The 23,482-nt window shown below is 64.9% G+C and carries 24 protein-coding genes; 15 read left to right on the forward strand and 9 right to left on the reverse strand.

The annotated features are described in order from the left end of the window. Nucleotides 1-10: 10 nt before the first annotated feature. On the reverse strand, nt 11-1,738 hold the full coding sequence (locus tag B5J99_RS07120) for a fatty acyl-AMP ligase (protein WP_117353394.1): 1,728 nt from the start codon (nt 1,736-1,738) through the stop codon (nt 11-13). A gap of 211 nt (nt 1,739-1,949) precedes the next feature. On the opposite strand from B5J99_RS07120, the gene B5J99_RS07125 reads away from it, so the two are divergent. From B5J99_RS07125 to mtgA, 3 genes are read left to right on the forward strand one after another with little or no spacing between them, the layout of a single operon-like run. Continuing rightward, a complete protein-coding gene (locus B5J99_RS07125; protein ID WP_117351995.1) occupies nt 1,950-2,516 on the forward strand; it encodes a regulatory protein RecX in 567 nt (188 codons plus the stop codon). Beyond that, nucleotides 2,513-3,019 (forward strand): DUF192 domain-containing protein, encoded by a 507-nt coding sequence (locus B5J99_RS07130; protein ID WP_083231534.1) that lies wholly within the window; start codon nt 2,513-2,515, stop codon nt 3,017-3,019. Before B5J99_RS07125 ends, B5J99_RS07130 begins: the two co-directional genes overlap by 4 nt. 10 nt (nt 3,020-3,029) lie before the next feature. After that, nucleotides 3,030-3,719 carry a monofunctional biosynthetic peptidoglycan transglycosylase gene (mtgA, locus tag B5J99_RS07135; protein WP_054136441.1) on the forward strand — a complete coding sequence of 230 codons (690 nt, stop codon included), beginning with the start codon at nt 3,030-3,032 and terminating at the stop codon, nt 3,717-3,719. 4 nt (nt 3,720-3,723) lie between these two features. Here the strand turns inward: mtgA and B5J99_RS07140 are convergent, their stop codons facing one another. Then, entirely contained in the window at nt 3,724-4,530 is an 807-nt protein-coding gene (locus B5J99_RS07140; RefSeq protein ID WP_117351996.1) for a citryl-CoA lyase, read from the reverse strand. A 120-nt stretch (nt 4,531-4,650) separates the two neighbouring features. Between B5J99_RS07140 and B5J99_RS07145 the strand changes: the two genes are divergently transcribed. From B5J99_RS07145 to B5J99_RS07175, 7 genes are all read left to right on the forward strand, one after another. Next, nucleotides 4,651-5,799 (forward strand): CaiB/BaiF CoA transferase family protein, encoded by a 1,149-nt coding sequence (locus B5J99_RS07145; protein WP_117351997.1) that lies wholly within the window; start codon nt 4,651-4,653, stop codon nt 5,797-5,799. Nucleotides 5,800-5,864: 65 nt separating this feature from the next. Continuing rightward, a complete protein-coding gene (locus tag B5J99_RS07150; protein ID WP_117351998.1) occupies nt 5,865-6,677 on the forward strand; it encodes an IclR family transcriptional regulator in 813 nt (270 codons plus the stop codon). Nucleotides 6,678-6,887: 210 nt separating this feature from the next. Beyond that, complete coding sequence (locus B5J99_RS07155) at nt 6,888-9,071, forward strand: TonB-dependent receptor (protein WP_117351999.1); 2,184 nt, start codon at nt 6,888-6,890, stop codon at nt 9,069-9,071. Between the two features lie 25 nt (nt 9,072-9,096). After that, the gene (wrbA, locus tag B5J99_RS07160; protein WP_117352000.1) at nt 9,097-9,699 is read left to right on the forward strand and encodes an NAD(P)H:quinone oxidoreductase; all 603 of its coding nucleotides are present in this window, start codon (nt 9,097-9,099) and stop codon (nt 9,697-9,699) included. Between the two features lie 42 nt (nt 9,700-9,741). Further along, entirely contained in the window at nt 9,742-10,284 is a 543-nt protein-coding gene (locus B5J99_RS07165; RefSeq protein WP_054136435.1) for a VOC family protein, read from the forward strand. Between the two features lie 3 nt (nt 10,285-10,287). Beyond that, the gene (locus tag B5J99_RS07170) at nt 10,288-11,166 is read left to right on the forward strand and encodes an alpha/beta fold hydrolase (protein WP_117352001.1); all 879 of its coding nucleotides are present in this window, start codon (nt 10,288-10,290) and stop codon (nt 11,164-11,166) included. Nucleotides 11,167-11,189: 23 nt separating this feature from the next. Continuing rightward, nucleotides 11,190-12,320, forward strand: a complete 1,131-nt coding sequence (locus tag B5J99_RS07175; RefSeq protein ID WP_117352002.1) for a cobalamin-independent methionine synthase II family protein — start codon at nt 11,190-11,192, stop codon at nt 12,318-12,320. 3 nt (nt 12,321-12,323) lie between these two features. On the opposite strand, the gene B5J99_RS07180 is transcribed toward B5J99_RS07175, so the two are convergent. Next, nucleotides 12,324-15,158 carry a PAS domain S-box protein gene (locus tag B5J99_RS07180; protein ID WP_162892493.1) on the reverse strand — a complete coding sequence of 945 codons (2,835 nt, stop codon included), beginning with the start codon at nt 15,156-15,158 and terminating at the stop codon, nt 12,324-12,326. A 200-nt stretch (nt 15,159-15,358) separates the two neighbouring features. On the opposite strand from B5J99_RS07180, the gene B5J99_RS07185 reads away from it, so the two are divergent. The 5 genes from B5J99_RS07185 to nadA all read left to right on the forward strand — a co-directional run bounded on the left by B5J99_RS07185 (nt 15,359) and on the right by nadA (nt 20,184). Continuing rightward, nucleotides 15,359-15,730 (forward strand): BlaI/MecI/CopY family transcriptional regulator, encoded by a 372-nt coding sequence (locus tag B5J99_RS07185; protein WP_054136432.1) that lies wholly within the window; start codon nt 15,359-15,361, stop codon nt 15,728-15,730. Further along, nucleotides 15,727-17,607 carry a M56 family metallopeptidase gene (locus B5J99_RS07190; RefSeq protein ID WP_117352004.1) on the forward strand — a complete coding sequence of 627 codons (1,881 nt, stop codon included), beginning with the start codon at nt 15,727-15,729 and terminating at the stop codon, nt 17,605-17,607. Before B5J99_RS07185 ends, B5J99_RS07190 begins: the two co-directional genes overlap by 4 nt. 84 nt (nt 17,608-17,691) lie before the next feature. Beyond that, nucleotides 17,692-18,567 (forward strand): MBL fold metallo-hydrolase, encoded by an 876-nt coding sequence (locus B5J99_RS07195; RefSeq protein WP_117352005.1) that lies wholly within the window; start codon nt 17,692-17,694, stop codon nt 18,565-18,567. Continuing rightward, nucleotides 18,557-19,180, forward strand: coding sequence for a DUF4230 domain-containing protein (locus B5J99_RS07200; RefSeq protein WP_069051283.1), 624 nt, complete (start codon nt 18,557-18,559; stop codon nt 19,178-19,180). The genes B5J99_RS07195 and B5J99_RS07200 overlap by 11 nt, the downstream gene beginning before the upstream one ends. Further along, nucleotides 19,177-20,184 (forward strand): quinolinate synthase NadA, encoded by a 1,008-nt coding sequence (gene nadA, locus B5J99_RS07205; RefSeq protein WP_054136428.1) that lies wholly within the window; start codon nt 19,177-19,179, stop codon nt 20,182-20,184. The genes B5J99_RS07200 and nadA overlap by 4 nt, the downstream gene beginning before the upstream one ends. A 40-nt stretch (nt 20,185-20,224) precedes the next feature. On the opposite strand, the gene B5J99_RS07210 is transcribed toward nadA, so the two are convergent. From B5J99_RS07210 to B5J99_RS07230, 6 genes are all read right to left on the reverse strand, one after another. Continuing rightward, complete coding sequence (locus B5J99_RS07210) at nt 20,225-20,908, reverse strand: lysophospholipid acyltransferase family protein (RefSeq protein ID WP_245991780.1); 684 nt, start codon at nt 20,906-20,908, stop codon at nt 20,225-20,227. Nucleotides 20,909-20,952: 44 nt separating this feature from the next. Beyond that, nucleotides 20,953-21,369, reverse strand: a complete 417-nt coding sequence (locus B5J99_RS07215; RefSeq protein ID WP_211337886.1) for a DoxX family protein — start codon at nt 21,367-21,369, stop codon at nt 20,953-20,955. Nucleotides 21,370-21,374: 5 nt separating this feature from the next. Next, nucleotides 21,375-21,686: an alkylphosphonate utilization protein gene (locus tag B5J99_RS07220; RefSeq protein ID WP_117352007.1), complete on the reverse strand. Its 312-nt coding sequence runs from the start codon at nt 21,684-21,686 to the stop codon at nt 21,375-21,377. Between the two features lie 10 nt (nt 21,687-21,696). After that, entirely contained in the window at nt 21,697-21,825 is a 129-nt protein-coding gene (locus B5J99_RS19975; RefSeq protein WP_255352559.1) for a hypothetical protein, read from the reverse strand. Nucleotides 21,826-22,300: 475 nt separating this feature from the next. After that, a complete protein-coding gene (locus B5J99_RS07225) occupies nt 22,301-22,585 on the reverse strand; it encodes a hypothetical protein (protein WP_069051288.1) in 285 nt (94 codons plus the stop codon). Nucleotides 22,586-22,793: 208 nt separating this feature from the next. Further along, the gene (locus B5J99_RS07230; protein ID WP_117353396.1) at nt 22,794-23,408 is read right to left on the reverse strand and encodes a hypothetical protein; all 615 of its coding nucleotides are present in this window, start codon (nt 23,406-23,408) and stop codon (nt 22,794-22,796) included. Nucleotides 23,409-23,482 lie beyond the last annotated feature (74 nt).

A 23,482-nucleotide genomic window follows, 5' to 3' on the forward strand; every position in this document is an offset into this window, starting at 1 on the left:
GGACCGGCGGTCAGGCCGCCAGTTCGTAGGGCTGGATTTCGCCCGAGAGGTAGAGGTTGCGCGCCTTGGCGCGGCTCAATTTGCCCGAGGAGGTGCGCGGCAACGTGCGCGGCGGCACCAGCTCGATCACGCAGTTCATGCCGGTGATCGAGCGCACCTTTTCGCGGATCTCGTCGCGCAGGCGGCGGCGTTCGCCTTCGTCGGTGGTGCGGCACTGCACCAGCACCGCGGGCGCCTCTTCGCCGGCGGGCGTGGTGATCGAGAACGCGGCAATGTCGCCCGACTTGAAGCCGGGCAGCTGCTCCACCGCCCATTCGATGTCCTGCGGCCAGTGGTTCTTGCCGTTGATGATGATCATGTCCTTGGCGCGGCCGACGATATAGAGATAGCCGTCGACCATGTAGCCCATGTCGCCGGTGTCGAGCCAGCCGTCGATCAGGCACGCTTCGGTCGCCTCGGGATCGCGGAAATAGCTGTGCATGATCGAGGGGCCTGCGGTCCAAACCTTGCCGATCTCGCGATCTGCCAGCACCACGCCATCGGGATTGCGGATCTCGATCGACATGCCGCGGCAGGCCTTGCCGCAATTGACGATCGAGCGGTAGCGCTTGGGCTTGCTCGCATCGACCGGCGCGCCCGACAGGCGCTGTTCCTCGACCAGATCGACGACGATGCCTTCGCCCGGCGGCATCAGCGTGACCGCAAGCGTCGCTTCGGCGAGGCCATAGCTGGGCAGGAACGCGCTGGCCTTGAAGCCTGCTGGCGCGAACGCGTTGACGAAGCTCTGCATCACATCGGGGCGGATCATGTCCGCGCCGTTGCCCGCCAGCCGCCAGCGCGACAGGTCGAAGCGTTCCTCGACCCGCGACTGGCTACCGATGCGACGCGCGCAGATGTCATAGCCGAAGGTCGGGGAATAGCTGCACGAGGTGCCGGGGTTGCGGCTGATCAGATCGAGCCAGGCGAGGGGACGCCGCGCGAAATCCTCGGTCTTGAGGTAATCGGTCGAGACCTGGTTGGCGACCATCGAGAGCATGCAGCCGACCAGCCCCATGTCGTGATACCAGGGCAGCCACGAGATGCAGCGGTCGCTTTGCGCGATGTGCATGCCGTGCGCGTGCGCCGCCAGATTGCTCAGCAGCGCGGCATGGGTGACCGCAACGCCGTGCGGGAAGCGGGTCGATCCGCTGGAATATTGCAGATAGCAGATATCGTTCGAGCTTGCCTGCGGCAGCGCGACATCCGTGACGGCGTCAGTGGTAAAGCCTTCCCAGTCGATCCCCGCAACGCCGCAGCGCTGGGCCGCCTCGCCGCCCATCTCGGCAAGTTCGGCCGGATAGAACAGGAACTTGGGGTCGCTGGAGCGCAATTGCACGCCCAGCTGCTCGACATAGCTTTCCTTGCCGCCGAAGCTGGTCGGCAAAGGCAGCGGCACCGGCCAGGCACCGGCATAGACCGAGCCGAAGAACAAGGCGGCAAACTCCGCGCTGGTTTCGGCGACGATGGCGATGCGATCGCCCGGCACCACGCCGCGCGCGATCAGCCGCCGGGCATGCGCCCGCGCATCGCTGCGCAGCTCGCTGAACGGATAGGGCCGCACCAGGGTGCCGCGCGGATCGTGGAAGTTGAAGCCGCGTGTTCCGCCCGCCGCATAATCGAGCGCTTCGCCCAGTGTCGAGAAATCGGCAAAGCGTCGCGCCAGAGTATCGGCGGTCGGTGTCGGCTGCAAATCAGTCATGCGTTTTAACCCGTTGCTTTCCTGTGCGCGGTGCCTGTTGTCCGGCATCTCACGCATGATGGGCAGATCGTGTGCGGTCTGCCCCGTGTTCAATGGCTCGGCGATGAACAGGGCGCGGCGCGCGCAGGTCCATCCCCAAAATACTCCAGCCGCCGCTCTAGCCGACGACAGGCGTTCTAATTTCGGCCCGACTGTGGCACAAAAAAGGCGCATGTTTTCCAGATCGCGATCCGACCGGGCCGAACGCCGCCCGCCCAAGCCGCTCAACGAGACGAGCCTGAAGGATCTTGCTCTGCATTATCTGGGGCGCTTTGCCTCGACCCGCGCGAAACTGGTGCAGTATCTTGAGCGCAAGCTGCGCGAGCGCGGCTGGGATGGCGATACCCCGCCCGATCTGGTGGCGCTGGCCGACCGGTGCGCGGAACTGGGCTATGTCGACGATGCTGCCTATGCCGCGATGAAGGGCGGGGCGCTGCTGCGCCGGGGCTATGGCGCGCGGCGGGTGGAGCAGGCGCTGCAGGCGGCAGGCGTCAAGGAGCCCGATCGCGACGAAATGCGCAGCGCGGGCAGGGACCAGGCGGTGAGCGCCGCGCTGGCCTTCGCCAGGCGCAAGCGGGTCGGCGCCTTTGCCGACCAGCCCGCCGATCCGGACAAACGCCGCAAGCAGCTGCAGGCATTTATCCGGGCGGGGCATGATTTTGCACTCGCCCGGCGCATCGTTTTCGCCGATAGCATGGAAGAGATTGCGGGGCTGGAAGAGGACTTCGGGAGAGAATGATGGTCATGAAATGGTGCGCCACGACGATTGCGACACTCGCACTGGTCGCCTGCAACGCCACCGCCCCCAGCGATGCGATCGCGCAGCGGCCAGCCGCAGACGCCGGCACGCTGTCGCCCGCCGGGCTGCAGCTCGTACCGTTGACCATTGATAGCAAGGGCAAGCGCCACACCTTCACGGTCGAGGTCGCAGGCACCTCGCAGGAACAGGCGCAAGGGCTCATGTTCCGCACCGAACTCGCGCCAGATGCGGGGATGATCTTCCCGTTCCCCACCCTCAAGCCCGCCAGCTTCTGGATGAAGAACACCGTGATCCCGCTCGACATCATCTTCGTGCGTGCCGATGGCAGCATCGAGAGCATCGCGGCCAACACCACGCCCTATTCGCTCGATGCGGTGAGCTCGCAGGGACCGGTCGCTGCGGTGCTGGAGCTTGCCGGCGGCCGCGCAGCACAGCTGGGGATCAAGCCCGGCGATATCGTCAAATGGCAAACCAGGCGCTGAGCACCGCATCATGGCCGCACGCAAACGCGGGTTTCTGGCCCGGCTGATCGCACTGGTGTTCAAGCTGATCTTCGGCTTTGTCGCCTTATCGCTGCTGATGGTGGTGATCTACCGGTTCGTGCCGCCGCCGACCACGATCACCATGCTGACCGACAGCAATGGCGCGACCCGCGACTGGACTCCGATCGAGCGGATCGACCGCAACATGGTGGCAGCCGCGATCGCGGCGGAGGACGGCAAGTTCTGCACCCATAGCGGGTTCGACCGCGAGGCGATCGAGGCCGCCGTGCGACGCAACGCGCAGGGCGGCCGCATCCGCGGCGGATCGACGATCAGCCAGCAGACCGCAAAGAACGTGTTCCTCTGGCAGAATGGCGGCTTCTTCCGCAAGGGGCTGGAAGCCTGGTTCACGGTGCTGATCGAGACGATCTGGGGCAAGCGCCGGATCATGGAGGTCTATCTTAACGTCGCCGAGACAGGCATCGGCACCTATGGGGTCGAGGCGGGCGCGCAGCGCTATTTCGGCAAGGGCGCAGGCTCGCTCAGCCGCGACGAGGCCGCGCGCATGGCCGCAGCGCTGCCGCTCCCCAAGAAGCGGTCGGTCAAGAGCCCGAGCGGCTTTGTGCGGCGCTATGGCAACAACATCGCGCGGCGCATCCGGATCGTCCAGCGCGACGGGCTCGACGCCTGCACGCGGTGACTGATCAGCCTTCGGAAGAGGCTGTGCTTTCCGGGCCGTCATAATCGATCGCTGCGGCCGCTGCGCCGGACATGATGAAGCCGATCGGCCGGTCGATTTCCTCGTGCAGATGCCCGATCAGGCTTGCGGTGCGCGCGAGCAGCGAGATGCCCTTCAAGGCTCCGACCGGAAAGCCGACATCGAGCATCACCGCAGGGATCGCGCCGTTGACGTTGATCGGCAGCGGACGCCCCAGCGTCTCGGGAAGGCAATCGCGCAGCGCATACAACATGCCGATATGCTCGCCGACGATGCCGTGCTCCTCGGCCATCTTCAGCAGCAGCAGCGCACGCGGATCGCCCGCGGAGTGCTGCGGGTGGCCGAAGCCGGGGATCGCCTGTCTGGTCGCACGCAGCGTGCGGACGCCATCCGATGCGATCTCGGCCGGCGTTCCCTCGCCGCTGCGCACCTTGGCCACCAGATCGGCATAGAAGCGCCCGGCAACCTCCGCGCTGCCCAGCACCACCGATCCGCAGCCCAGCAGGCCTGAAGCGACCGCACCGTGAAACGCTTCGGGCGCGGCGGCGTAAGTCATCCGCGCAGCGACCACGCTGGGCACCAGCCCGTGTTCGGCGATCGCCGCCAGCACGGCGTTGGCGAACAGCTTCTGCACATCGGTCGGTTCGCCGCCCGTTACCAGCAGCCAGAAATAGCTGGTGAAGTCCATCTTGCCGATGATGTCGTCGCACAGATCGCGCCCACGCACGGTGATGCTGCTGGCATCCGATGTGCAGATGGCGGTGAAGGGAGCGTCCTGCTTGCCGATGCGCATGAAAAGAGTCCTTTGCGTTGCTCTGCTGCCGGGCCGGGGCCCCGGGTTAGATAAATTCGATTTACGAAGTTGATTTCGTATATCGAATTTTCTATGGGTGGGTGTCAGGGAGAAGTCAATATGGCCAAGCCGCTTGCCAATGTCACCGTGCTCGAAATGGGCACGTTCATCACCGGGCCCGCCGCTGGCATGATGCTCGCCGACATGGGTGCGGATGTCATCAAGGTCGAGCGGCCCGATGGCGGCGATCCGTTCCGCGCGTTTCGCGGCGGGCTCTACAGCCCCCATTTTCAGACCTACAACCGCAACAAGCGCTCGATCACGCTCGATACCCGCGGCGGTGCCGATCTCGAGGCGTTCGACCGGCTGATCGCTAGCGCCGATGTCTTCATCCAGAATTTCCGACCCGGCGTCGCCGACAAGCTCAATGTCGACCCCGAACGGCTGCGCGGCATCAATCCCCGGCTGATCTATCTGTCGATCTCGGGCTTCGGCGCGACCGGTCCCGATCGCGACCGCCCCGCCTTCGACACCGTCGCGCAAGCAGCCAGCGGCTTTCTGCGCCTGCTGGTCAACCCCGAGAATCCCCGCGTCGTCGGCCCGGCGCTCGCCGATGCGATCACCGGCTTCTACGGCGCTTATGGCGTGCTCGCGGCGCTGCACGAGCGGGAAAGCACGGGCAAGGGGCGCCTGGTCGAGGTCTCGATGTTCGAGGCGATGGCGCATTTCAACCTCGACGATTTCACGCACTATTTCTCGGAAGGCGAGGTCATGGGCCCGTACAGCCGGCCCAATGTATCGCAATCCTATGTCTTCCAGTGCGCCGGCGGCGACTGGCTGGCTCTGCACATGTCGTCACCGCCCAAGTTCTGGGAGAATCTGGCAACCGCTGTCGGCCAGCCCGACATGCTGCAGCGGCCCGAATTCGCCAGCCGCGATGCGCGGATTGCCAATTACGGAAAGGTCGCAGCCTTTCTCGCCCCGCTGTTCGCCGCGCGCAGCCGCGCCGAATGGTGCGCGACGCTCGAGCAGCTCGAAGTGCCGCATTCGCCGGTCTATTCCGCGCCCGAAGTTGTCGAGACCCCTCAGGCGCAGCATCTGGGCCTGACGGTCGAGGATCCCGATGGCCCGCATGGCCGCTTCCGCACCATCCGCTCGCCGGTGAGCTTCGATGGCGAGCGCGCGACTTCGGTTACCGCGCCGCCGGTGCTGGGTCAGCACAATGAAGAGGTGCTGGGGCTGGCCGATACGTCCGCTGCGGCCGAGTGAGCCTGCTGACCCCCATCGACAGCACCGCCTTGCCTGTACCCCTGGCACAGGCTAGCGGTGGAGCGATGGAAGACGCGGCAAAGCCCGGCAAAGACAGCGAGTATCTCTCGACCCTCGAACGCGGGCTCAAGGTGCTGCGCGCGTTCGATGCGACGCATCCCGAAATGCAGCTGAGCGAAGTCGCGCAGGTCACCGGCTTGAGCCCGGCAGTGGCGCGGCGCTGCCTCAACACCTTGGTGCAACTGGGCTATGTCGCACAATTCGGGCGCAAGTTCCTGCTGCGGCCCGAGGTGCTGTCGTTCGGTACCGCGTATCTCTCCTCGATGAATGTCGAGCAGGTGATCCTGCCGCCGCTGCAGAAATTGCGCGACGATACCGGCGACAGCGCGTCGATGGCGGTGCTGTCGGGCACTGATATCCTCTATGTCGCGCACGTCTCGACCAACCGCCGGATCCGGCTGGGCGCGAATGTCGGCACGCGCTTTCCCGTGCATGCGACGTCGCTGGGCAAGGTGCTGCTGGCGTTCCAGTCCGAAGCGGTGATCGCGCAATACATGGCCGCGGTCGATCTCCAGCGGTTCACCGAGCGGACCGTGACCAGCCACGCGGCGTTGGAGCAGCGGCTGCAGGGCGCGCGCGAGACCGGCTATGATTCGGCGCTCGACGAGCTCGATTATGGCATCGTCTCGGTCGCGGTGCCGGTGTTCGATGCCAATCGCAAGGCGATCGCCTCGATCAACTGCTCGACCTCGACCACGCGCATCTCGCAGGACGAACTGGTCCGCACCCGGCTGCCGATGCTGCGCGAGGCCTCGGCCGAAATCGGCAACGCGCTGCAGCGCTGGCCGACCCTGATGCACTCGCTGCAGCACAACTGATCTTCTGAAAATCGATGGACGCAAGAGGCTGCCCCGGCGGGGCGGGCGGCCTGGTGTTGCCTGCTTCGCACAGTGGCAGGAAACTTCGCATATCGAACTTGACTTCGTAATACGAACAATTTACCTCAAATCGTAACCCGCGCGCAGAGCCCTCAAGGGCCGCGGCAGCGACCGTGGCGGGACATCACAGGATGAGGGGTACTGGTGGATATGTCCGGATTGTGGAACAGGCTGCTTCTGGCAGGATCGACGTCGGCGCTGGCGCTGGCATGTGCAACGCCTGCCCTGGCGCAAGGCCAGGCTGCCCCGGCTGACGATGAAGGCGAGATCGTCGTCACCGCGCTGCGCCGCGACACCAATCTTCAGGACACCCCCGCCGCGATCACCGCGTTCAACGCCGAGACGATCGAGAATGCCGGGATCGACAAGGCCGCGGACTTCATCGGGCTGACCTCGAACGTCCAGCTGATCGAGACGCAGAACGCGGGCAACGCGTTCGTCATCATCCGCGGGATCACCCAGAACCGCAATTCCGAGCCCTCGGTCGCCGTGGTGGTTGACGGAGTGCAGCAGGTCAATGCTGCCCAGTTCAGTCAGGAATTGTTCGATATCGAGCAGATCGAAATCCTCAAAGGTCCGCAGGGCGGCCTGTACGGACGCAACGCGATCGGCGGCGCGATCATCATCAACACCAAGCAGCCCAGCGACCAGTTCGAGGGCCGGGTGTTCGCTGGGATCGACAACGGCTTCGGCTACACGCTGCGCGCAGGCGTTTCAGGCCCGATCAGCGACACGCTCAAGTTCCGGCTTTCGGGATCGTACCGCGACACCAACGGCTATATCCCCAACACCTTCCTGGGCGAGGATGCCGATCCGCTCGAGGACATCTCGCTGCGCGGCAAGTTGCTGTGGACCCCGACCGATCAGCTGACCGTCGATCTGCGCGCCTCGATGTCGCTGCTGCGCACCCAGGCGCTGTACTACAACATCGTTGCCGATGTGAACGACACCAGCCTGCCGGTGCGGGTCAACAATGCCGGGCAGAACGACCGCGACATCTACAACGTGTCTGCCAAGATCGACTACAAGGCCGACTGGGGATCGATCACCTCGGTCACTTCGTACGACACGCTGTCCGAAATCCTGACCGGCGACGCGTTCAACTTCCTTCCGATCCAGGAATCGCTTTTCTTCGCGATCTTCGGCTTCGATCTCAACCAGAGCCAGTTCCTCGATGTCGAGGCGATCAGCCAGGATCTGCGCATCCAGTCGGCGGACGGGCAGAAGTTCAATTGGTCGGTGGGCGGCTATTTCATCGACACCAACCGCTATATCTCGACCGGCAACATGGTCGATACCGGCGCGGGCGTGTTCCCGGTGTTCCGCACCCCCAGCACCAATCCGCTCAATCCGCAGGCGACCTTCCTGGCGGATTCGCAGAGCAATTTCGCCTGGGCGCTCTACGCCAATGTCGGCTATGAATTCTCCGAAGCCTTCCGCGTCGATGCCTCGCTGCGTTATGACCGCGACAAGCGTCGCAACCGGACTTTGACCCCGACCGCGTTCATCCCGGTGGTCCCGGGCTTCCCCACCGGTCGCACCGGCGAAGTGCGCCGCGAGACCTTTGACGAATGGCAGCCCAAGATCACGCTGACCTACAAGCCGGTCGACAACGTGACGATCTATGGCGGCTACAGCCGAGGCTTCCGCTCGGGCGGGTTCAACCAGACCGGCGTCGGTGCAGTGGCGGCGGGCACCGGCGTGGTGGGTGTCGCGGACATCTATGAGGCCGAGGTCGCCGACACCTTCGAGATCGGCGTCAAGACCACTTTGTTCGACCGGATGCTGACGCTCAACGCCAGCGCCTACACCACCAAGTCCGAAAACGGCTATTTCTTCGTCTTCCTCGCCGCCAACTCGACGCAGAACCTGGGCAATGTTCCCGAGGTGCAGCTGCAGGGCTTCGAGATCGATGGCACGCTGCGTCCCGCGCGCGGGCTGGACATCAACTTCGGCCTCGGCGTCACCTACAGCGAGATCAAGGAATTCCCCGACCCCACCGTGATCGGCAACGAAGCCCCGTTCATCTCGCGCTACACGATCAACCTGGGCACCCAGTACGAGAGCAACCTGGGCGACAGCGATCTCAAGGGCCGTATCCGGGTGGATTACAACCGCACCGGCAAGACCTGGTTCGATGTGCCCAACTCGACCGTGCGGCGGCCGGTGGACCTCGTCAACGCGCGGCTGACATTGGATGGCGGCGCCTGGTCGCTGACAGGCTTTGCCGACAACCTGTTCAACAAGCGCTACAATGCCGAGTTCTCGCCCGGCGGCTTCGTGTTCAAGGGCCGCCCGCGCGTCTTCGGACTCGAGGCGCTCTACAAGTTCTGATCCTCACGATAACGGGAAACCACCAGTGGCACGCATCCTCATCCTCTATTATTCGGGCTATGGTCACACCGAGGTGATGGCGGGTGCCGTCGCTGATGGCGTCAATGCGGTTGCGGGCTGCGAGGCAGTGGTCAAGCGCGTGCCCGAACTGGTGTCGGACGAGGTTGCTGCGGCCGCGCACATGAAGATCGATCAGGCAGCTGCGTTCGCCAGCCCGGATGAGCTTGCCGATTATGACGGCATCATCTTCGGCACGCCCACCCGTTTCGGCAACATGGCCGCGCAGATGCGCAACTTCCTCGACCAGACCGGCGGGCTGTGGGCCAAGGGCGCGCTGATCGGCAAGCCGGGCAGCGTCTTTGTCTCCACCGCCAGCCAGCATGGCGGGCAGGAGACCACGATCACCTCGTTCCACACCACGTTGCTCCACCATGGCATGATCGTCATCGGCCTGCCCTACAGCTTTGCCGGCAACACCATCATGACCGAGATCAGCGGCGGCACGCCTTATGGCGCGAGCACGATCGCAGGCGGCGACGGATCGCGCATGCCGTCCGAAAACGAGCTTGCAGGCGCGCGCTTCCAGGGCGAGCATGTCGCCCGCATCACGCTGAAGCTGGCGGCCTGACCACGGCCTGCCGGCGGCGTGAGAGATATTGAGGAGGATGCGATGAGCGTATTGGTCAACCGTTTGCACCACACTGCCTATACCACCCGCGATCTCGAGGCGACACGCGCGTTCTACGAGGACGTGCTGGGATTTCCTCTGGTCGCGACCTATTGCGAGATGGACGAGCTGTTCGGCAAGGAGCGGACCTATTGCCATTGCTTTTTCGCGATGAAGGATGGCAGCGCGCTCGCCTTCTTCCAGTTCGCCAACGAGGACGACCAGGCCGAATTCAGCCCGCCGATCCCCGAATCGCCGTTCCATCACATCGCGCTGCATGTCGATCAGGATGCGCAGATCGAGCTCGAGCGGCGCATTGCTGCTGCCGGCATCGTCGAGCCGCAGACCTACATCCTTGAGCACGGCTATTGCCGCTCGGTCTATGTCAAGGACCCCAACGGCATGATCATCGAGTTCACCTGCGATGCGCCCGAGGCGCTGGCGATCGAGGCCGATGTGCGCGCCAAGGCGCGGACCGAGCTCGCACGCTGGCTGGCGGGCGACCACAGCAACAACAATACCTTCCGCAGCGTCGAAGCGGCCTGATTGATGGCTGGCCCGGTTGGCAGGCTGGGCGACGCATTTGCGATGATCCCGCCTGCCGCCGTGCTGGGCGGAGAGACGTTCTGGCTCGATGTCGGTGACGGCCGGCTGGCGGTCGAGACGATCGGGCGCGGGCCTGCGGTCGTTCTGCTGCACGGCTGGACGCTCGACCGGCGGATGTGGACGCTGCAGGCGCGCGCGCTGGCCGACCGGTTCACGCTGATCGCGATCGACCGGCGGGGGTTCGGCCAGTCGGCCCTGCCGCCCTGCCGCGCGCGCGAAGTCGAGGATCTGGCCCGGCTGGCCGACCGTCTGCAGCTGGCAAGCTTCCATCTGGTGGGCATGTCTCAGGCGGGCGCGACCGCGATCGCGTATGCGATCGCGCACCGCGACCGCATCGCCACCCTGGTGCTGCAGGGCATCTCGCTGGCCGGAATCCCCGATCATTCGAACGCATCGGACACCATACCGCTCGCCGATTATGCCGACATGGTGCGGGCCGGGCGGCTCGCCGAGATGAAGCGGCACTGGGCCGATCATCCGCTGATGGCGGGCCTGACGGGCGAGGCGGCGGACATCGGCGCCGCCATGCTCGCCGATTATGACGGCAGCGACCTGCTCGCAGGTCCCGCAGGACCTTCGGCGCGGCTGGATAGCATGGCCGCGCTCTCCGTGCCGGTGCTGGCGATCACCGGTGATGCCGACACCCCCTGGCGGCGCACCGTGACCCAGGCGCTGGCGCGCAGTGCGCCGCTGGGCCAGGCGCGCTTCGTGCGCGGCGCAGGCCATCTGTGCAACCTCTCGCACGGGCTGGAATACAACGCCGCGCTGTGCGCCTTTCTTGCCCGGCCGCTGATGCCGGTGCCCGATGCCGTGAACGACTGACCTTGCAATGGAGTATCCCACCGATGGCCGCGCCTGAAAGTTTTCTCACCACCCATGTCGGCAGCCTGCCGCGGCCCGAGGCCCTGCTCGATATGGTCTTCGCGCGCGAGGGCGGGGAGCAGGTGTCCGAGGCGGACTTCGATGCCGCGGTCGAGCATGCGACCGCCTATGTCATCAAGCGCCAGATCGAGGCGGGGGTGAGCATCGTCAACGATGGCGAGCAGTCCAAGCCCAGCTATGCGACCTATATCAAGCACCGGCTCTCGGGCTTCGGCGGCGAGGCGGGGCAGTATGAATTCGCCGATCTCGAAGCCTTCCCCGGCGCAAAGGCGCAGGTTTTCGGCAACACGGGCCGCGCCAAAAGGTCGGCCCCGGCGTGCACCGCGCCGATCACCGTGATCGACATGGAAGCCCCGCGGATCGATGCCGAGCGGCTGAAGCGGCTCGCAAACGGCCACGCCACCTTCATGTCGGCGGCCTCGCCAGGGGTGACCGCCCTGTTCTTCCCCAACCAATACTATGCCAGCGACGAGGAGTATGTCTTCGCGCTCGCCGAGGGACTGCGGCACGAATACGAGACGATTGCCGCTGCCGGGATCACTTTGCAGGTCGATTGTCCGGACCTCGCGATGGGCCGCCACGTGCAGTTCACGCACCTGAGCCTCGAGGACTTCCGCAAGCGGATCGGCATGAACATCGCGGCGCTCAACCACGCGGTGCAGAACATCCCGGCGGAGCAATTGCGGATGCACCTGTGCTGGGGCAACTATCCGGGTCCACACCATTGCGACGTAGCGCTGGACGAGATTGCCGATATCGTCTGGACCGCCAAGCCGCAGACCGTGCTGATCGAGGGCGCGAACCCGCGCCACGCGCATGAGTTCGCCTTTTTCGAGCAGCATCCTCTCCCCGAAGGCAAGATCCTGTGCCCCGGAATGGTCGAACCGCAGAGCCCCTATATTGAGCACCCCGAGCTCATCGCGCAGCGCATCGGCCGCTATGCCGATCTGCTTGGGCGCGAGCGGGTGATGGCGGGCGTGGACTGCGGCTTTTCGGTCCATGCCGGCAGCAACAGCCTCGATCCCGAGATCGTCTGGGCCAAGCTCGCGGCGCTGGCGCAGGGCGCAGCCATCGCCAGCGCGCGCTACTGGTAAGGCTCAGGCCGTTGCGCGCGCGTCGAGCGCCTCGCGCACTTTGCGCGCCAGCATCTCGCGGGTGTAGGGCTTGCTCAGCAGCCTGACGCCTGCTTCCAAAGTGCCGCCATGGACGATGCCCTTTTCGGTATAGCCCGAGGTGAACAGCACCGCGAGTTGCGGGATCAGCTGCACCGCACGCTTGGCAAGCTCGTGGCTCTGCACCGGTCCCGGCATCACGACATCGCTGAACAGCATGTCGAGCGCGGTGCCGCTCTCGACGATGGCGAGGCCAGCGGCGGCATCGCGCGCGGTGAGGGTGGTATAGCCCAGCTCGCCCAGCAATGCGGTGACGGTGGTGCGGACATCGTCATCGTCCTCGACCACCAGGATCGTCTCGCTGCCGCCCGATATGGTGTCGGAACGCCGCTCAAGCGCTGCGGTGTCGGGGGTGGTTGATCGCGGCAGATAGATGCGGAAGGTCGTGCCGATTCCCGGTTCGCTGTACACCGTGACATGCCCGCCCGATTGCTTGATCAGGCCATAGACCATGCTGAGGCCGAGCCCTGTGCCCTTGCCCACCTCCTTGGTGGTGAAGAACGGCTCGAAGATCCGGTCGCGCACATCGGGCGGCATTCCGCTGCCGGTGTCGGTTACCGAGACCATGACATAGTCGCCCGCCTGCATGTCCGGGTATTTGCAGGCGAACAGGTTGTCCACTGCGGCATTGGCCATCTCTATGGTGAACAGTCCGCCGCCGGGCATCGCATCGCGCGCGTTGATCGCCAGGTTCAGGATCGCGTTTTCCAGCTGGCCATCGTCGACGAAGCAATCCCACAATCCGGTCTCGGCGGTGGTCTTGAGGCCGATGTGTTCACCCAGTGCGCGGCGCAGCATGTCTTCCAGATTGCCGACCAGGCGCGGCAGGTTGACCGGCTTGGGCGCCAGCGGCTGCTTGCGGCTGAAGGCGAGCAACTGCTGCGCCAGCCTCGTGCCCCGCGCCACGCCCGACAGCGCCAGGTCAAGCCGCTGGCGCGCGCGCTCGTTGCCCGCGACATCGCGGCCGAGCAGCTCCAGGCTGCCGCCGATGATCTGTAGCAGATTGTTGAAGTCGTGCGCGACACCGCCGGTCAGCTTGCCCACCGCTTCCATCTTCTGGGCATGGCGCAGTTGCGCCTCGGCGGCATCGCGCTCGGCCAGCGCCTTTTCAACCTGTGCCTTGAGCTCGGCGTTGAAATTCTCGCGCGCCATCCGCGCCTCTAGCTCGGCGGTGATGTTCTTGACCTCCAGAACGGTCCCGATGGCAATGCCCGAGCCGTCCTGGATGGGGCTGGCGGAATAGGAGACCGGGTAGAAGCTGCCATCCTTGTGGACGAACACTTCTTCGCCCTGCACCTGATTAACCTCGGGCAATGCCCGGTCGATCGCACATTCGGCCAACGGAAATGGCTGCCCGCTGGGCCGGGTGTGGTGGATGACATCGTGGAGAATGCGGCCTTCGATTTCGGCGAAGCGGTAGCCTGTCAGTCGCTCGGCCGCATCGTTGAGGTAAACGCACTGCTGCTGGTCATCCATTAGGAACACCGCCATTGATGTGTTGCCCAGCACGGTGTTGAGGCGGTTGGTGACGCTTTGCAGCTCGCGCATCGTGCGGTCGCGTTCGGTGATGTCCTCGATCGCGGCGTAGAACAGCCGCTGCTGCTGATCGACCAGCAATTGCAGGCGGACCGCGACGTTGTAGTCGGTGCCATCCTTGCGGCGGTGCACCGTCTCGAAGGTCAGCATCTGCTGTTCGCCCGCGAGCAGCGGTGCGATCAGCGCGCGGAAGGTGTCCGCATCGATCATCGGCTTGATGTCGATCGGGGTCAGCGACCGGAGCTCTTCCATCGAATAGCCCAGATTGTCCCGTGCGCCGCGGTTGACCAGGATGAAGTTGAGCGTGTCCGCATCGAACAGGAACGCCTCGCTGACCGCATCCTCGACAATCCGCCCCAGCCGCTCGACGCTGGAGGAGGATTTGAGCCGTTCGAGTTCGGCGGCGGAGCGACCGGCGAACAGTTCGAGGATTAGTGCGGGCTGGATATGCTCGTCGATCGGGGCATCGTGCATCACCGACAGCAGGCCGATCAGCTTGCCGGTGCTCGAATGCAGCGGGACGCCGAGATAGCTCTCCACGCCCATCTCCACCAGCATGTGGTCATCGGGATACTGCGCTATCGCGTCCGATCGCACGAAGCAGATCCGGTTCTGCGCGACATCTTCGCAAGGCGTTCCGCGCAGGGCGTAATCGGTGCTGGGCTGCAGGCTGCCGTCCGCCCAGAAGCGGACGGTGCGCGCGGTGACGGGGTTGTCGGGGTCGATCTCGGCGATCGTCACCCATCGCACCCTCAGCGCGCCGGCGAGCACCTCCACCGCCTTTTCCAGGAAAGGCTCGCCCACCAGCCGAGCGCAATCGATGAGCGGCTGCTGGATGTTGCGCATCCGCAGCTTGCGCGACATGTCCTTGGCGACGATCCAGAATCCGTCCGAGCCATCACCTTGGGTCGAAGCGGGGGAAATGCTGAGGCTCAGGCTGGTGGGAACGCCGTTGCGATGATGCGCGACCATGTCGCAACCGCCCGTGCCGTTGGCGATTCCTCGCTCGAGGCATGCGCGCAATGAGGCCGCATCAAGCTCGGGCAGCACCTCGGTCACCGGTTGGCCGATGATATCCGCCGGCGAGTATCCCAGCGAATCGGCGGCAGCGGCGTTCCAGGCGCGGATGGTCCCGTCCTCGGCCAGCCCGATGATGATGTCCGAGCTGAAATCGAACGCGCCGACCGGCTGCATCAGCAGCGGCTCTGTTGTCGGGGAGTCCATAGTTGTCATTATCCCCCTAAGCCTTCGGTGCGACCCCAAAGCCCGTGAAGCTCCAGAAGACAGAAAACCCTCAGCCACGGAAATGTTCCGCCCCGGCCCAAAAGACCCGGCGCGATCGGGGAGAAATCGCACTTTGCCGTTTACAGGCGTAGTCGAATCGATTACACCCGTGGTCGAACTGTTGCAGAGAGACCCGATTCATGGCCCCCGAACGTATCAGCGATGCCGAACATGCGGTGATGGAGGTGCTGTGGCAGCGATCCCCCTTGACCGCAGCCGATGTTGCCGAAGCGCTCGCCGATGCGCGCGACTGGACGCTGCAGACGGTCAAGACATTGCTCTCGCGGCTCGCGAACAAGGGTGCGGTTTCCTACGAACAGGACGGCCGCCGCTATCTCTACAGCCCGATTCTGGCGCGCGAGGATTATGTCGGCGATGAATCACGGCGGTTGGTCGATCGGCTTTTTGGCGGCCGTGCCGCCCCGCTTATTGCGCATCTGGCCGAACAGCAGAAATTCACGGCGGAGGATTTGGCCGAAATCGAGCGGCTGATCGGGGAGTTGAAGTCATGATCGGGGATGGGCAGGTGAGTGCGTGGCTGCAGGATTTCGCGCATGGCGTGACCGGGCAGTGGCTGGTCGAAACGTTGATCGTCACCGCAGCGCTGATGGCGCTGGTGCTGGTGCTGCGGCGACCCGTCGCGCGGCATTTCGGCGCGGAGATCGCCTATCTGCTGTGGGCTATCCCGCTTGCGCGGCTGTTCATGCCGCCGGTGGTGCAGACGATCGAGGTTCCGGTGAGCGCGCCATCTGCGCAGGACATGCCGGGCACCGCCGCGATGGCGATGCCGGTCGCCGACATCGCAAGCCCGGTCGATGCGATGCCCGAGCCAGCGTTCGCCAATGGCTTGCTGGTCGATGCCGACTGGTTTGCGATCTGTGTCACCATCTGGCTATGCGGTGCGGCGATATTCCTGATCGCGCAGCTGTCCGCCTATCTGCAGAACCGGCGCGAACTGCTCGAGGATGCGGTCGAGGTCTCGCGGATGGACGACATTCGCGTGATCGAGATCGCCGGGATCGCCGGACCCTTCGCCTTCGGGCTGTGGCGGCGGTACATCGCGCTGCCGATCGGCTTTACCCAGGCGTACAACCCGATGGAGCGCGAACTGGCGCTGGCGCATGAGCGCTCGCATCACCGGGCGGGCGACCTGTGGGCGAACTTTGCCGCGCTCGCGATGCTGTCGCTGCACTGGTTCAACCCCGTCGCGTGGATGGCATGGCGCGCGTTCCGCTTCGATCAGGAAGCTGCCTGCGATGCCCGTGTGCTGCGCCGCCGCTCGTCGGCCGAGCGCACCGCTTATGCCCGCGCCATCGCCAAGGCGGCGACCGGCCACACATTGGCATTCGCCAGCCCGCTCAACCCCAAGGAAAAGATCGTCGAGCGTCTCAAGATCATGAAACAGCAGGACACATCGCGCACCCGCAAATGGCTGGGCGGCACGCTGATCGGCAGCGGTCTGATTACCGCGATGGCGATGACCGCCACGGTCAGCTATGCCGTGCAGCCGGTCTCGCCGCCCCAGGTGCCCGAGGCTCCCGATGCACCGCAATCGCCGCGTGCGCCCGTTGTGCCCGACGCTCCGGATGCTCCGGACGGTCTGGACGCATGGGGAATGCCCGAGGCTCCCGCCGCTCCGGATGCGCCGATCACTCCGGTGATCAAGGACGGGGTCTACATCTACACCGTCAAGCGCGGCGGCAACGCCATCACCCTGCGGATGGACGGGCCGACCGATCGCGACGAAATCGAGCGCCGGGTCGATGATGCCGAGGCGGCGCGTGCGGTGGCGCAAGGCGACCGGGCCATCGCCGAGGCCGACCGGGCGATCGCCGCAGCCGATGCCAGAGCGGCTGCCACCGAGGCACGTGCTGCCGTGCGCGACAGGGCCGAGCGCAACCGCGCGCACGCCATGGACCGCGCACAGCGCATGATCGTGCGCACCGGATCGCCCGACAATTACGTGGTGGAGATGGGCAAGGGGCACAGCCTGCGCATCCAGACCAAGGCCTGCGACGGCAAGTCCAAATCGGCCGCGTTCATGACCCAGACCGAAACCCGGGACGGCAGGGTCACGCGTACAAAGGTGGTTACCTGCGGCCAGGTGATGCCCGATGAAGCGGAGATGGCCGCCAACATCGAAAGGGGCATGGCAGAAGCCCGCCGTGGCATGGCCGCCGCGCGTGCCGAAATCCGCCGCAACAAGTATCTGAGCGATGCCGAGCGTGCCGAGGCATTGCGCGGCCTGGACGAAGGAATGCGCGAGCTGCGCGCCGATCTTGCCGAGGCGCGGCGCGATCTGCACCGGGATCTCGAAGACGCCCGCCGCGACATGCGCGCCATGCCTGCGCCGCCTGTTCCGCCGGCGCCGCCTGCCGAACGCAACTGATCGCAGCCCGTTGCGGCGAGCGGGGGCAGCGCAAATATTGCGCCGCCCCTTTCGCTTTGGGGCGATCAATGCCACTTAGGCGCGATGGAACTGCCTGCTGATCTTCCGACCGGCCTTGCCGAGACCATCGAACCGATGGTGCGCCGCGTGCTCGCGGGCAACCCGTCCGCGTTCACCTATACCGGCACCCAGACCTATGTCGTGGGCAAGGGCGCAGATGTCGCGGTGATCGATCCGGGTCCGGCGGACCCTGCGCATATCGAGGCGATCCTGGCGACCGTCGGCGATGCGCGCATCGCCGCGATCATGTGCACCCACACTCATCGCGACCACAGCCCCGCCGCAGCGCCGCTCGCGGCGCGCACCGGCGCGCCGATCATCGGCTGCGCAGCGCTGATGCTCAGCGACGACGGCCCGCGCTCCGACGAGGCGTTCGATACCACCTACGCGCCCGACCGCGTGCTGGCCGATGGCGAAAGCGTTTCGGGCGATGGCTGGACATTGCAGGCCGTCGCAACCCCGGGGCACACCAGCAACCATCTGTGCCTGGCTCTGGTCGAAAGCGGCGCGCTGTTCACCGGCGACCATGTCATGGGCTGGTCGACCAGCGTGATCTCGCCGCCTGATGGCGACATGGCCGATTATATGGCGAGCCTCGCCAAATTGCAGGAGCGCTCCGACCGCGTCTATTATCCCGCGCACGGTCCTGCGGTCGAGAACCCGGCCCAATTGGTGCGCGGCATGATGGGCCACCGCAAGCAGCGCGAGCGGCAGGTGCTGCGCCAGCTCGAGGCAGGCCCGCAGGCCATCCCCGACATGGTACCGCAGATGTACAAGGGCATCGATGAACGCCTGTACGGCGCGGCGGGCCGTTCGGTGCTCGCGCATCTGATCGATCTGAAAAACCGCGGCGCGGTCCGCCACGAAGGCGACGTCTGGGCGCTGATCCATGGCGATTAAGGGCAGTACTGCCGGCCTGCTGTTTGCAGGCGCGCTCGCGCTGGGCGCTGGCGGCACCTGGCTGGCGTCGGGGCTGATCGAGGACGACAATGTGGTGTCGGCCGAAGCGATGCTCGCCGGGTTCGAGCGGCGCAACCAGCTGGTCGTGCTGGTCGCGCAGGTGGTGCCCGTGGTCACCAACAAGGACCCCGGCTTTATCGGCATGTTCGATGCCGAGCAGACCGCGATCATCCCGGCCACCGTGAGCTATTCGGTGAACATGGCGAAGATGGGCCCCGATTCTGTCGCATGGAACGAGACCGAACGGCAGATGACAATCACCGTGCCGCCGGTGATGATCCAGCCGCCCAACCTTCAGGAGCAGCAGGCGCGCTATTATCGCGACGGGCTGTGGGTCACCGGGGCGAGCGTGGAGCGTCTGTTCAAGGCCAACTCCGCCGCCGCGCTCAAACAGGCGCAGACGCTGGCGCGCAACGAATCGCTGGTGGCGATCGCCCGCGCCAGCGCGCGCGATGCCGTCGAGCGCAATGCGCGTGCGTATTTGAGCGGCGCAGGCATACAAGATGCTGTAGTGACCGTGCGAATTGCCAACCAGGGAGCCAATCTGCAATGACCGCCCAACCCCGTGAGAACCTGTCCGGCCTGGATCTGCGCGCCGAAATCGACCGGCTGCGCAAGGAGAGGAACGCGGTCATTCTGGCGCATTACTACCAGAAGCCCGAAATCCAGGACATCGCCGATTTCGTCGGCGATTCGCTCGAGCTGTCGCGGATCGCGGCCGAGACCGATGCAGACGTGATCGCGTTCTGCGGCGTGAAGTTCATGGCCGAAACCGCCAAGATCCTCAGCCCCGACAAGATCGTCATCCTTCCCGACATGGACGCCGGTTGCAGTCTGGAAGACAGCTGCCCGCCCGACAAGTTCGCCGCGTTCCGTGCCGAGCACCCCGATCACATTGCGCTCACCTATATCAACTGCTCGGCGGCGGTGAAGGCATTGAGCGACATCATCGTGACCTCGTCGTCTGCGGAAAAGATCCTCAGCCAGATCCCGGCGGACCAGAAGATCATCTTCGGCCCCGACAAGCATCTGGGCGGCTATCTGGTGCGCAAATTGGGCCGCGAGATGCTGCTGTGGCCCGGCGTGTGCATCGTCCACGAGGCATTCAGCGAGACCGAGCTGTTGAAGCTCAAGGCGCAACATCCCGATGCGCCTGTCGCCGCGCACCCCGAATGCCCCGCGCACATCCTCGATCATGCCGACATGGTGGGATCGACCAGCGCGATCCTGAAATTCGCCAAGGAAACCACCAGCGACACCGTGATCGTCGCGACCGAGCCGCACATCATCCACCAGATGGAAAAAGCGGTTCCCGAAAAGACCTTCATCGGCGCGCCGGGTGCGGATGGCAATTGCAACTGTAACATCTGCCCGTATATGGCGCTCAACACGATGGAAAAGCTCTACGTTGCGCTGCGCGATCTGGAGCCGCGGATCGAGCTCGACGAGGCGCTGCGCCTCGACGCGAAGAAGTCGCTCGACCGGATGCTCGAAATGGCGAGCAGCACGGTGGGGCAGGGTGATCTTGGCCGCCCCGATCTGGCGCATCAGGACTGATGCGTCTGGCCTGACGCCTGACACATCAGGCTTGGGGCGCTTAGCCCTTCGGGGCTGAATGCACCGCATTGCGCCCCGCCATCGCCGCGTAAAAGGCGAATGCGGGGGCCATGTCCTTCTCGTAATCGCCGGTCGGGTGGATCACCGGTCCAAGCCCTGCGCGGCGGTTGCCATAATCCATGAACCCGCAGACGATCGGCACGCCCGCGCCATAGGCGATCCGGTAAAAGCCGGTGCGCCATGCGGTCACCGCCTTGCGCGTGCCTTCGGGCGCGATCGTCAGGATGAAGTCCTCGCGCGCGGCGAACTCGGCGATCATCTGCTGCACCATGTCGCCCGCAGCGCTGCGATCGACCGGGACCCCGCCCATCTGCCGCATGAACGTGTGAAACGGCCAGCGGAACAGCGATGTCTTGGCCATGAAATGCGTCTCGAGCCCCAATTCGCGGGTGACGCCCATGTAATTGGGGAAGTCCCAGTTGCTGGTGTGCGGCACCGCGATGATGATGTAGCGGCGCTCGGGCGGCGGGGTGCCGACCGCCGTAAACCGGTGACGGCGATAGATGAACATCATCAGTGCATACAGCGCGCGCGCGGCCCAGCCGAGATGCGCGGTCGAAGGCTCGCGCGACGGGGAAGGCACAGGCTCGCTCGCGTTCATCATCCGTCCCCACACCTTGATGCAGGGCTCTTGCCCGGCATGATGGCCGGGCGCCGCTGTCACTGGATTCGCCTAGTGGCGCAAAGTGCCGGGCAGATCAATTGCCGTTACGGCATGTTTTGTTCGCGCCGGAACGGCCAGTCGGTGACGCCGCCCACCCAAAGCGCCCACCAGATGATCACCGGCTGCAGCAGCAGGCGCGGGGCGTGATAGGCCCAAGGCAGCGTCCGCCCGCCCACCGCGATGTCATTGACCGCGTGGTTGATGTTGGCGGGCCACACGCACAATGCATAAAGCGCAAGCCCGATCCCTGCGGCAAAGCGGAGCCGCGGTACCATCAGCCCGATCGCGCCTGCGATCTCGGCAACGCCCGTCAGGAAGACCACTTCGTCAGGAAACGGCACCCAGCCGGGCGTGATCGCCAGGAAGCCGCCCGGCGAGCGGATGTGGATGACGCCTGCGGCAAAATAGATCAGCGCCAGCAGCCAGCGAAATCCGGTGCGGACAGCGGACTGGCGCGGCATCAGCGTCAGCGCTTGCGGACGAACTCGGCGCGCAGCACCAGACCCTTGATGCCGTCGAACCGGCAATCGATCTCCTGCGCGTCGCCGGTCAGCCGGATCGACTTGATCACGGTGCCGCGCTTCAATGTCTGGCCCGCACCCTTGACCTTGAGGTCCTTGATCAACGTCACCTGGTCGCCATCGGCGAGCAGGGTGCCTGCCGAATCGCGCACCTCGACCGCCTCGTCTTCGGACGGCGCGATAGTCAGATCGCCGGGGGCGGCCCATTCGCCGGTCGCTTCGTCATAGACATAGTCGTCGCTGTCGCTGGCGGTCATATGCGTCGTCTCAGCTCTTCAGCGTGACGATCGACAAGCCGCCGGGCTTGGTCGACGGGTTCGATGCGTTCTGCGGCTTGGGCTTCTCGGCCTTGGGCTTGCGGGTCTCGCGATTGGTCTTCTTCTGGCCTTTTGCCATGGTTTGTTCCTTGTCCAGGCGCAGCGCCCGGAGCGCGGCTATAGCGCTAAACGCCGTGCAAAGCGCGACAATTCGCGAGGATCGCAGACGCCCGATTTGCAGGCGCGCTATGGGAGACAAGGCATCAGGCGCCGCAGTTTTCGGCGATGTCCGCAATTGGGGAAATTTGCAAACAGCGTGAATGGCGACAATTGGGGTGGAAGCTGCCCCACCCGTCATCGTCACCCCGGACTTGATCCGGGGCCCAGAGCGATCATGTGCGCCGCTTGGAATTAAGACCCTGGGTCAAGCCCGGGATGACAGAAAAAGCGGGCTACCCGCCAAGGGGTCTGCAACATAGTGCCGACTTCGGCAGAATCGATCCGATAGCTGCCTGGCCGGACTTAGAGAGTTACCAATGCATCGAGAGCGACCGTTTGTGGGTGCATTTCGGTCCGGCACCTTTCGGGCGCACATAGCAGAGAGCGGACCGTCGTCAGCGTGTTAGCGACAATAGATACCATGCCACGAAGCCCCAGCAAGCGACGGCAGAAAACAGCAGTTCCCGCATCGACCGCTGAGAACCATTCAGCACCACAACGATGATAATCGGCAATGCCAGCGTTGCAAGCCAGAGCACTGTCGGCAGCGGATCGCGAGCAGACCACAGTGCGAAGCCAAAAGTCAGGCCAGCCACCAACATCATGAACGCGAAAACGGCAGCAGGAACTAACAGAACCCACAGCAACCCGCGCAACAGAGGCTTCCACACCTGCGTCATATTGCCGACATAGTAAGTTTAACTGTCGACCAATATCAAGTGGTTAAGTATCGCGCACTGTATGACCGGCATGGGGTCGGTAATGGAATTACCGCTTACGCCCGCAAGCATGCCATAGCTACCATCTGCTATGATCGTCATACGGCCCATTGCGGCAGGTCGCGATAAAAGTGACTGAAAAACCTTCGAAAGTCGGCGTCAGCCCTAGCTACCAGCCCCAGGGCGCAGGCGGCGGGGCGATGGGTTGGGTGAGGTCGAACTCCACGCGAAAATTGCGCGCGGTTGGCCCGTCGGGGCGGCGCAGAGCGTAGGCATAGGTGCGCGCGTCGATGTCCACGATCCAGCTGTTGGTCACCGACCCGGTGAGCCCCTGTGCGCGGAACATCGCGATGCTTTCGGCATCGACCGGGAACGTCTGCTGGCCGGGTGTGCCAGCGGTGGCGGTGTCGCCGCCATATTGCGTGACCTTGTCGATGCTGCCATCCTCGTGCCGGTGGTCGTGCTTGAGGCGGAGGCCCGTCCCTGTCCGGGTGATGATCCAGGTGCGCGAGCGGTTCCAGCCGCCGTCTTCGGTGCCGACATGGAAGGGGATTTCCATCCGGTCGGGCGCGCAGGCGCGGAAATGGATGACCATCGGCTTGCCCGCGAGATCGGCATCGGCGGTATCGTTGCTCACCAGCCGCCCGGCATAGGCCTTGCCGCAATGCTGCGAGAGGTTGGCGAGGAACGCGGCCTGCGGGTCATCGGCGGGCGGGGTGGTGGTGCAACCGGCGAGCGCGAGCAGCAACGGAACAAGGGCGAGCGGGGTGTTCAAGCGGGTCATTGCGCCACGCTGGCTCATTGAGGCGGTGTTGTCGAGCCGAAGCACCACCAAGTTGTTCCCCTGCGAAGGCAGGG

The sequence above is a fragment of the Blastomonas fulva genome (genome assembly GCF_003431825.1).
Lineage (GTDB): Bacteria > Pseudomonadota > Alphaproteobacteria > Sphingomonadales > Sphingomonadaceae > Blastomonas > Blastomonas fulva.

What these genes read in the sequence shown, in the direction of transcription:
- B5J99_RS07120 (WP_117353394.1), bottom strand. Translation starts at nt 1,738, where the DNA reads ATGACTGATTTGCAGCCGACACCGACCGCCGATACTCTGGCGCGACGC.
- B5J99_RS07125 (WP_117351995.1), top strand. Translation starts at nt 1,950, where the DNA reads ATGTTTTCCAGATCGCGATCCGACCGGGCCGAACGCCGCCCGCCCAAG.
- B5J99_RS07130 (WP_083231534.1), top strand. Translation starts at nt 2,513, where the DNA reads ATGATGGTCATGAAATGGTGCGCCACGACGATTGCGACACTCGCACTG.
- mtgA (WP_054136441.1), top strand. Translation starts at nt 3,030, where the DNA reads ATGGCCGCACGCAAACGCGGGTTTCTGGCCCGGCTGATCGCACTGGTG.
- B5J99_RS07140 (WP_117351996.1), bottom strand. Translation starts at nt 4,530, where the DNA reads ATGCGCATCGGCAAGCAGGACGCTCCCTTCACCGCCATCTGCACATCG.
- B5J99_RS07145 (WP_117351997.1), top strand. Translation starts at nt 4,651, where the DNA reads ATGGCCAAGCCGCTTGCCAATGTCACCGTGCTCGAAATGGGCACGTTC.
- B5J99_RS07150 (WP_117351998.1), top strand. Translation starts at nt 5,865, where the DNA reads ATGGAAGACGCGGCAAAGCCCGGCAAAGACAGCGAGTATCTCTCGACC.
- B5J99_RS07155 (WP_117351999.1), top strand. Translation starts at nt 6,888, where the DNA reads ATGTCCGGATTGTGGAACAGGCTGCTTCTGGCAGGATCGACGTCGGCG.
- B5J99_RS07165 (WP_054136435.1), top strand. Translation starts at nt 9,742, where the DNA reads ATGAGCGTATTGGTCAACCGTTTGCACCACACTGCCTATACCACCCGC.
- B5J99_RS07170 (WP_117352001.1), top strand. Translation starts at nt 10,288, where the DNA reads ATGGCTGGCCCGGTTGGCAGGCTGGGCGACGCATTTGCGATGATCCCG.
- B5J99_RS07175 (WP_117352002.1), top strand. Translation starts at nt 11,190, where the DNA reads ATGGCCGCGCCTGAAAGTTTTCTCACCACCCATGTCGGCAGCCTGCCG.
- B5J99_RS07180 (WP_162892493.1), bottom strand. Translation starts at nt 15,158, where the DNA reads ATGGACTCCCCGACAACAGAGCCGCTGCTGATGCAGCCGGTCGGCGCG.
- B5J99_RS07185 (WP_054136432.1), top strand. Translation starts at nt 15,359, where the DNA reads ATGGCCCCCGAACGTATCAGCGATGCCGAACATGCGGTGATGGAGGTG.
- B5J99_RS07190 (WP_117352004.1), top strand. Translation starts at nt 15,727, where the DNA reads ATGATCGGGGATGGGCAGGTGAGTGCGTGGCTGCAGGATTTCGCGCAT.
- B5J99_RS07195 (WP_117352005.1), top strand. Translation starts at nt 17,692, where the DNA reads ATGGAACTGCCTGCTGATCTTCCGACCGGCCTTGCCGAGACCATCGAA.
- B5J99_RS07200 (WP_069051283.1), top strand. Translation starts at nt 18,557, where the DNA reads ATGGCGATTAAGGGCAGTACTGCCGGCCTGCTGTTTGCAGGCGCGCTC.
- nadA (WP_054136428.1), top strand. Translation starts at nt 19,177, where the DNA reads ATGACCGCCCAACCCCGTGAGAACCTGTCCGGCCTGGATCTGCGCGCC.
- B5J99_RS07215 (WP_211337886.1), bottom strand. Translation starts at nt 21,369, where the DNA reads ATGCCGCGCCAGTCCGCTGTCCGCACCGGATTTCGCTGGCTGCTGGCG.
- B5J99_RS07220 (WP_117352007.1), bottom strand. Translation starts at nt 21,686, where the DNA reads ATGACCGCCAGCGACAGCGACGACTATGTCTATGACGAAGCGACCGGC.
- B5J99_RS19975 (WP_255352559.1), bottom strand. Translation starts at nt 21,825, where the DNA reads ATGGCAAAAGGCCAGAAGAAGACCAATCGCGAGACCCGCAAGCCCAAG.
- B5J99_RS07225 (WP_069051288.1), bottom strand. Translation starts at nt 22,585, where the DNA reads ATGACGCAGGTGTGGAAGCCTCTGTTGCGCGGGTTGCTGTGGGTTCTG.
- B5J99_RS07230 (WP_117353396.1), bottom strand. Translation starts at nt 23,408, where the DNA reads ATGACCCGCTTGAACACCCCGCTCGCCCTTGTTCCGTTGCTGCTCGCG.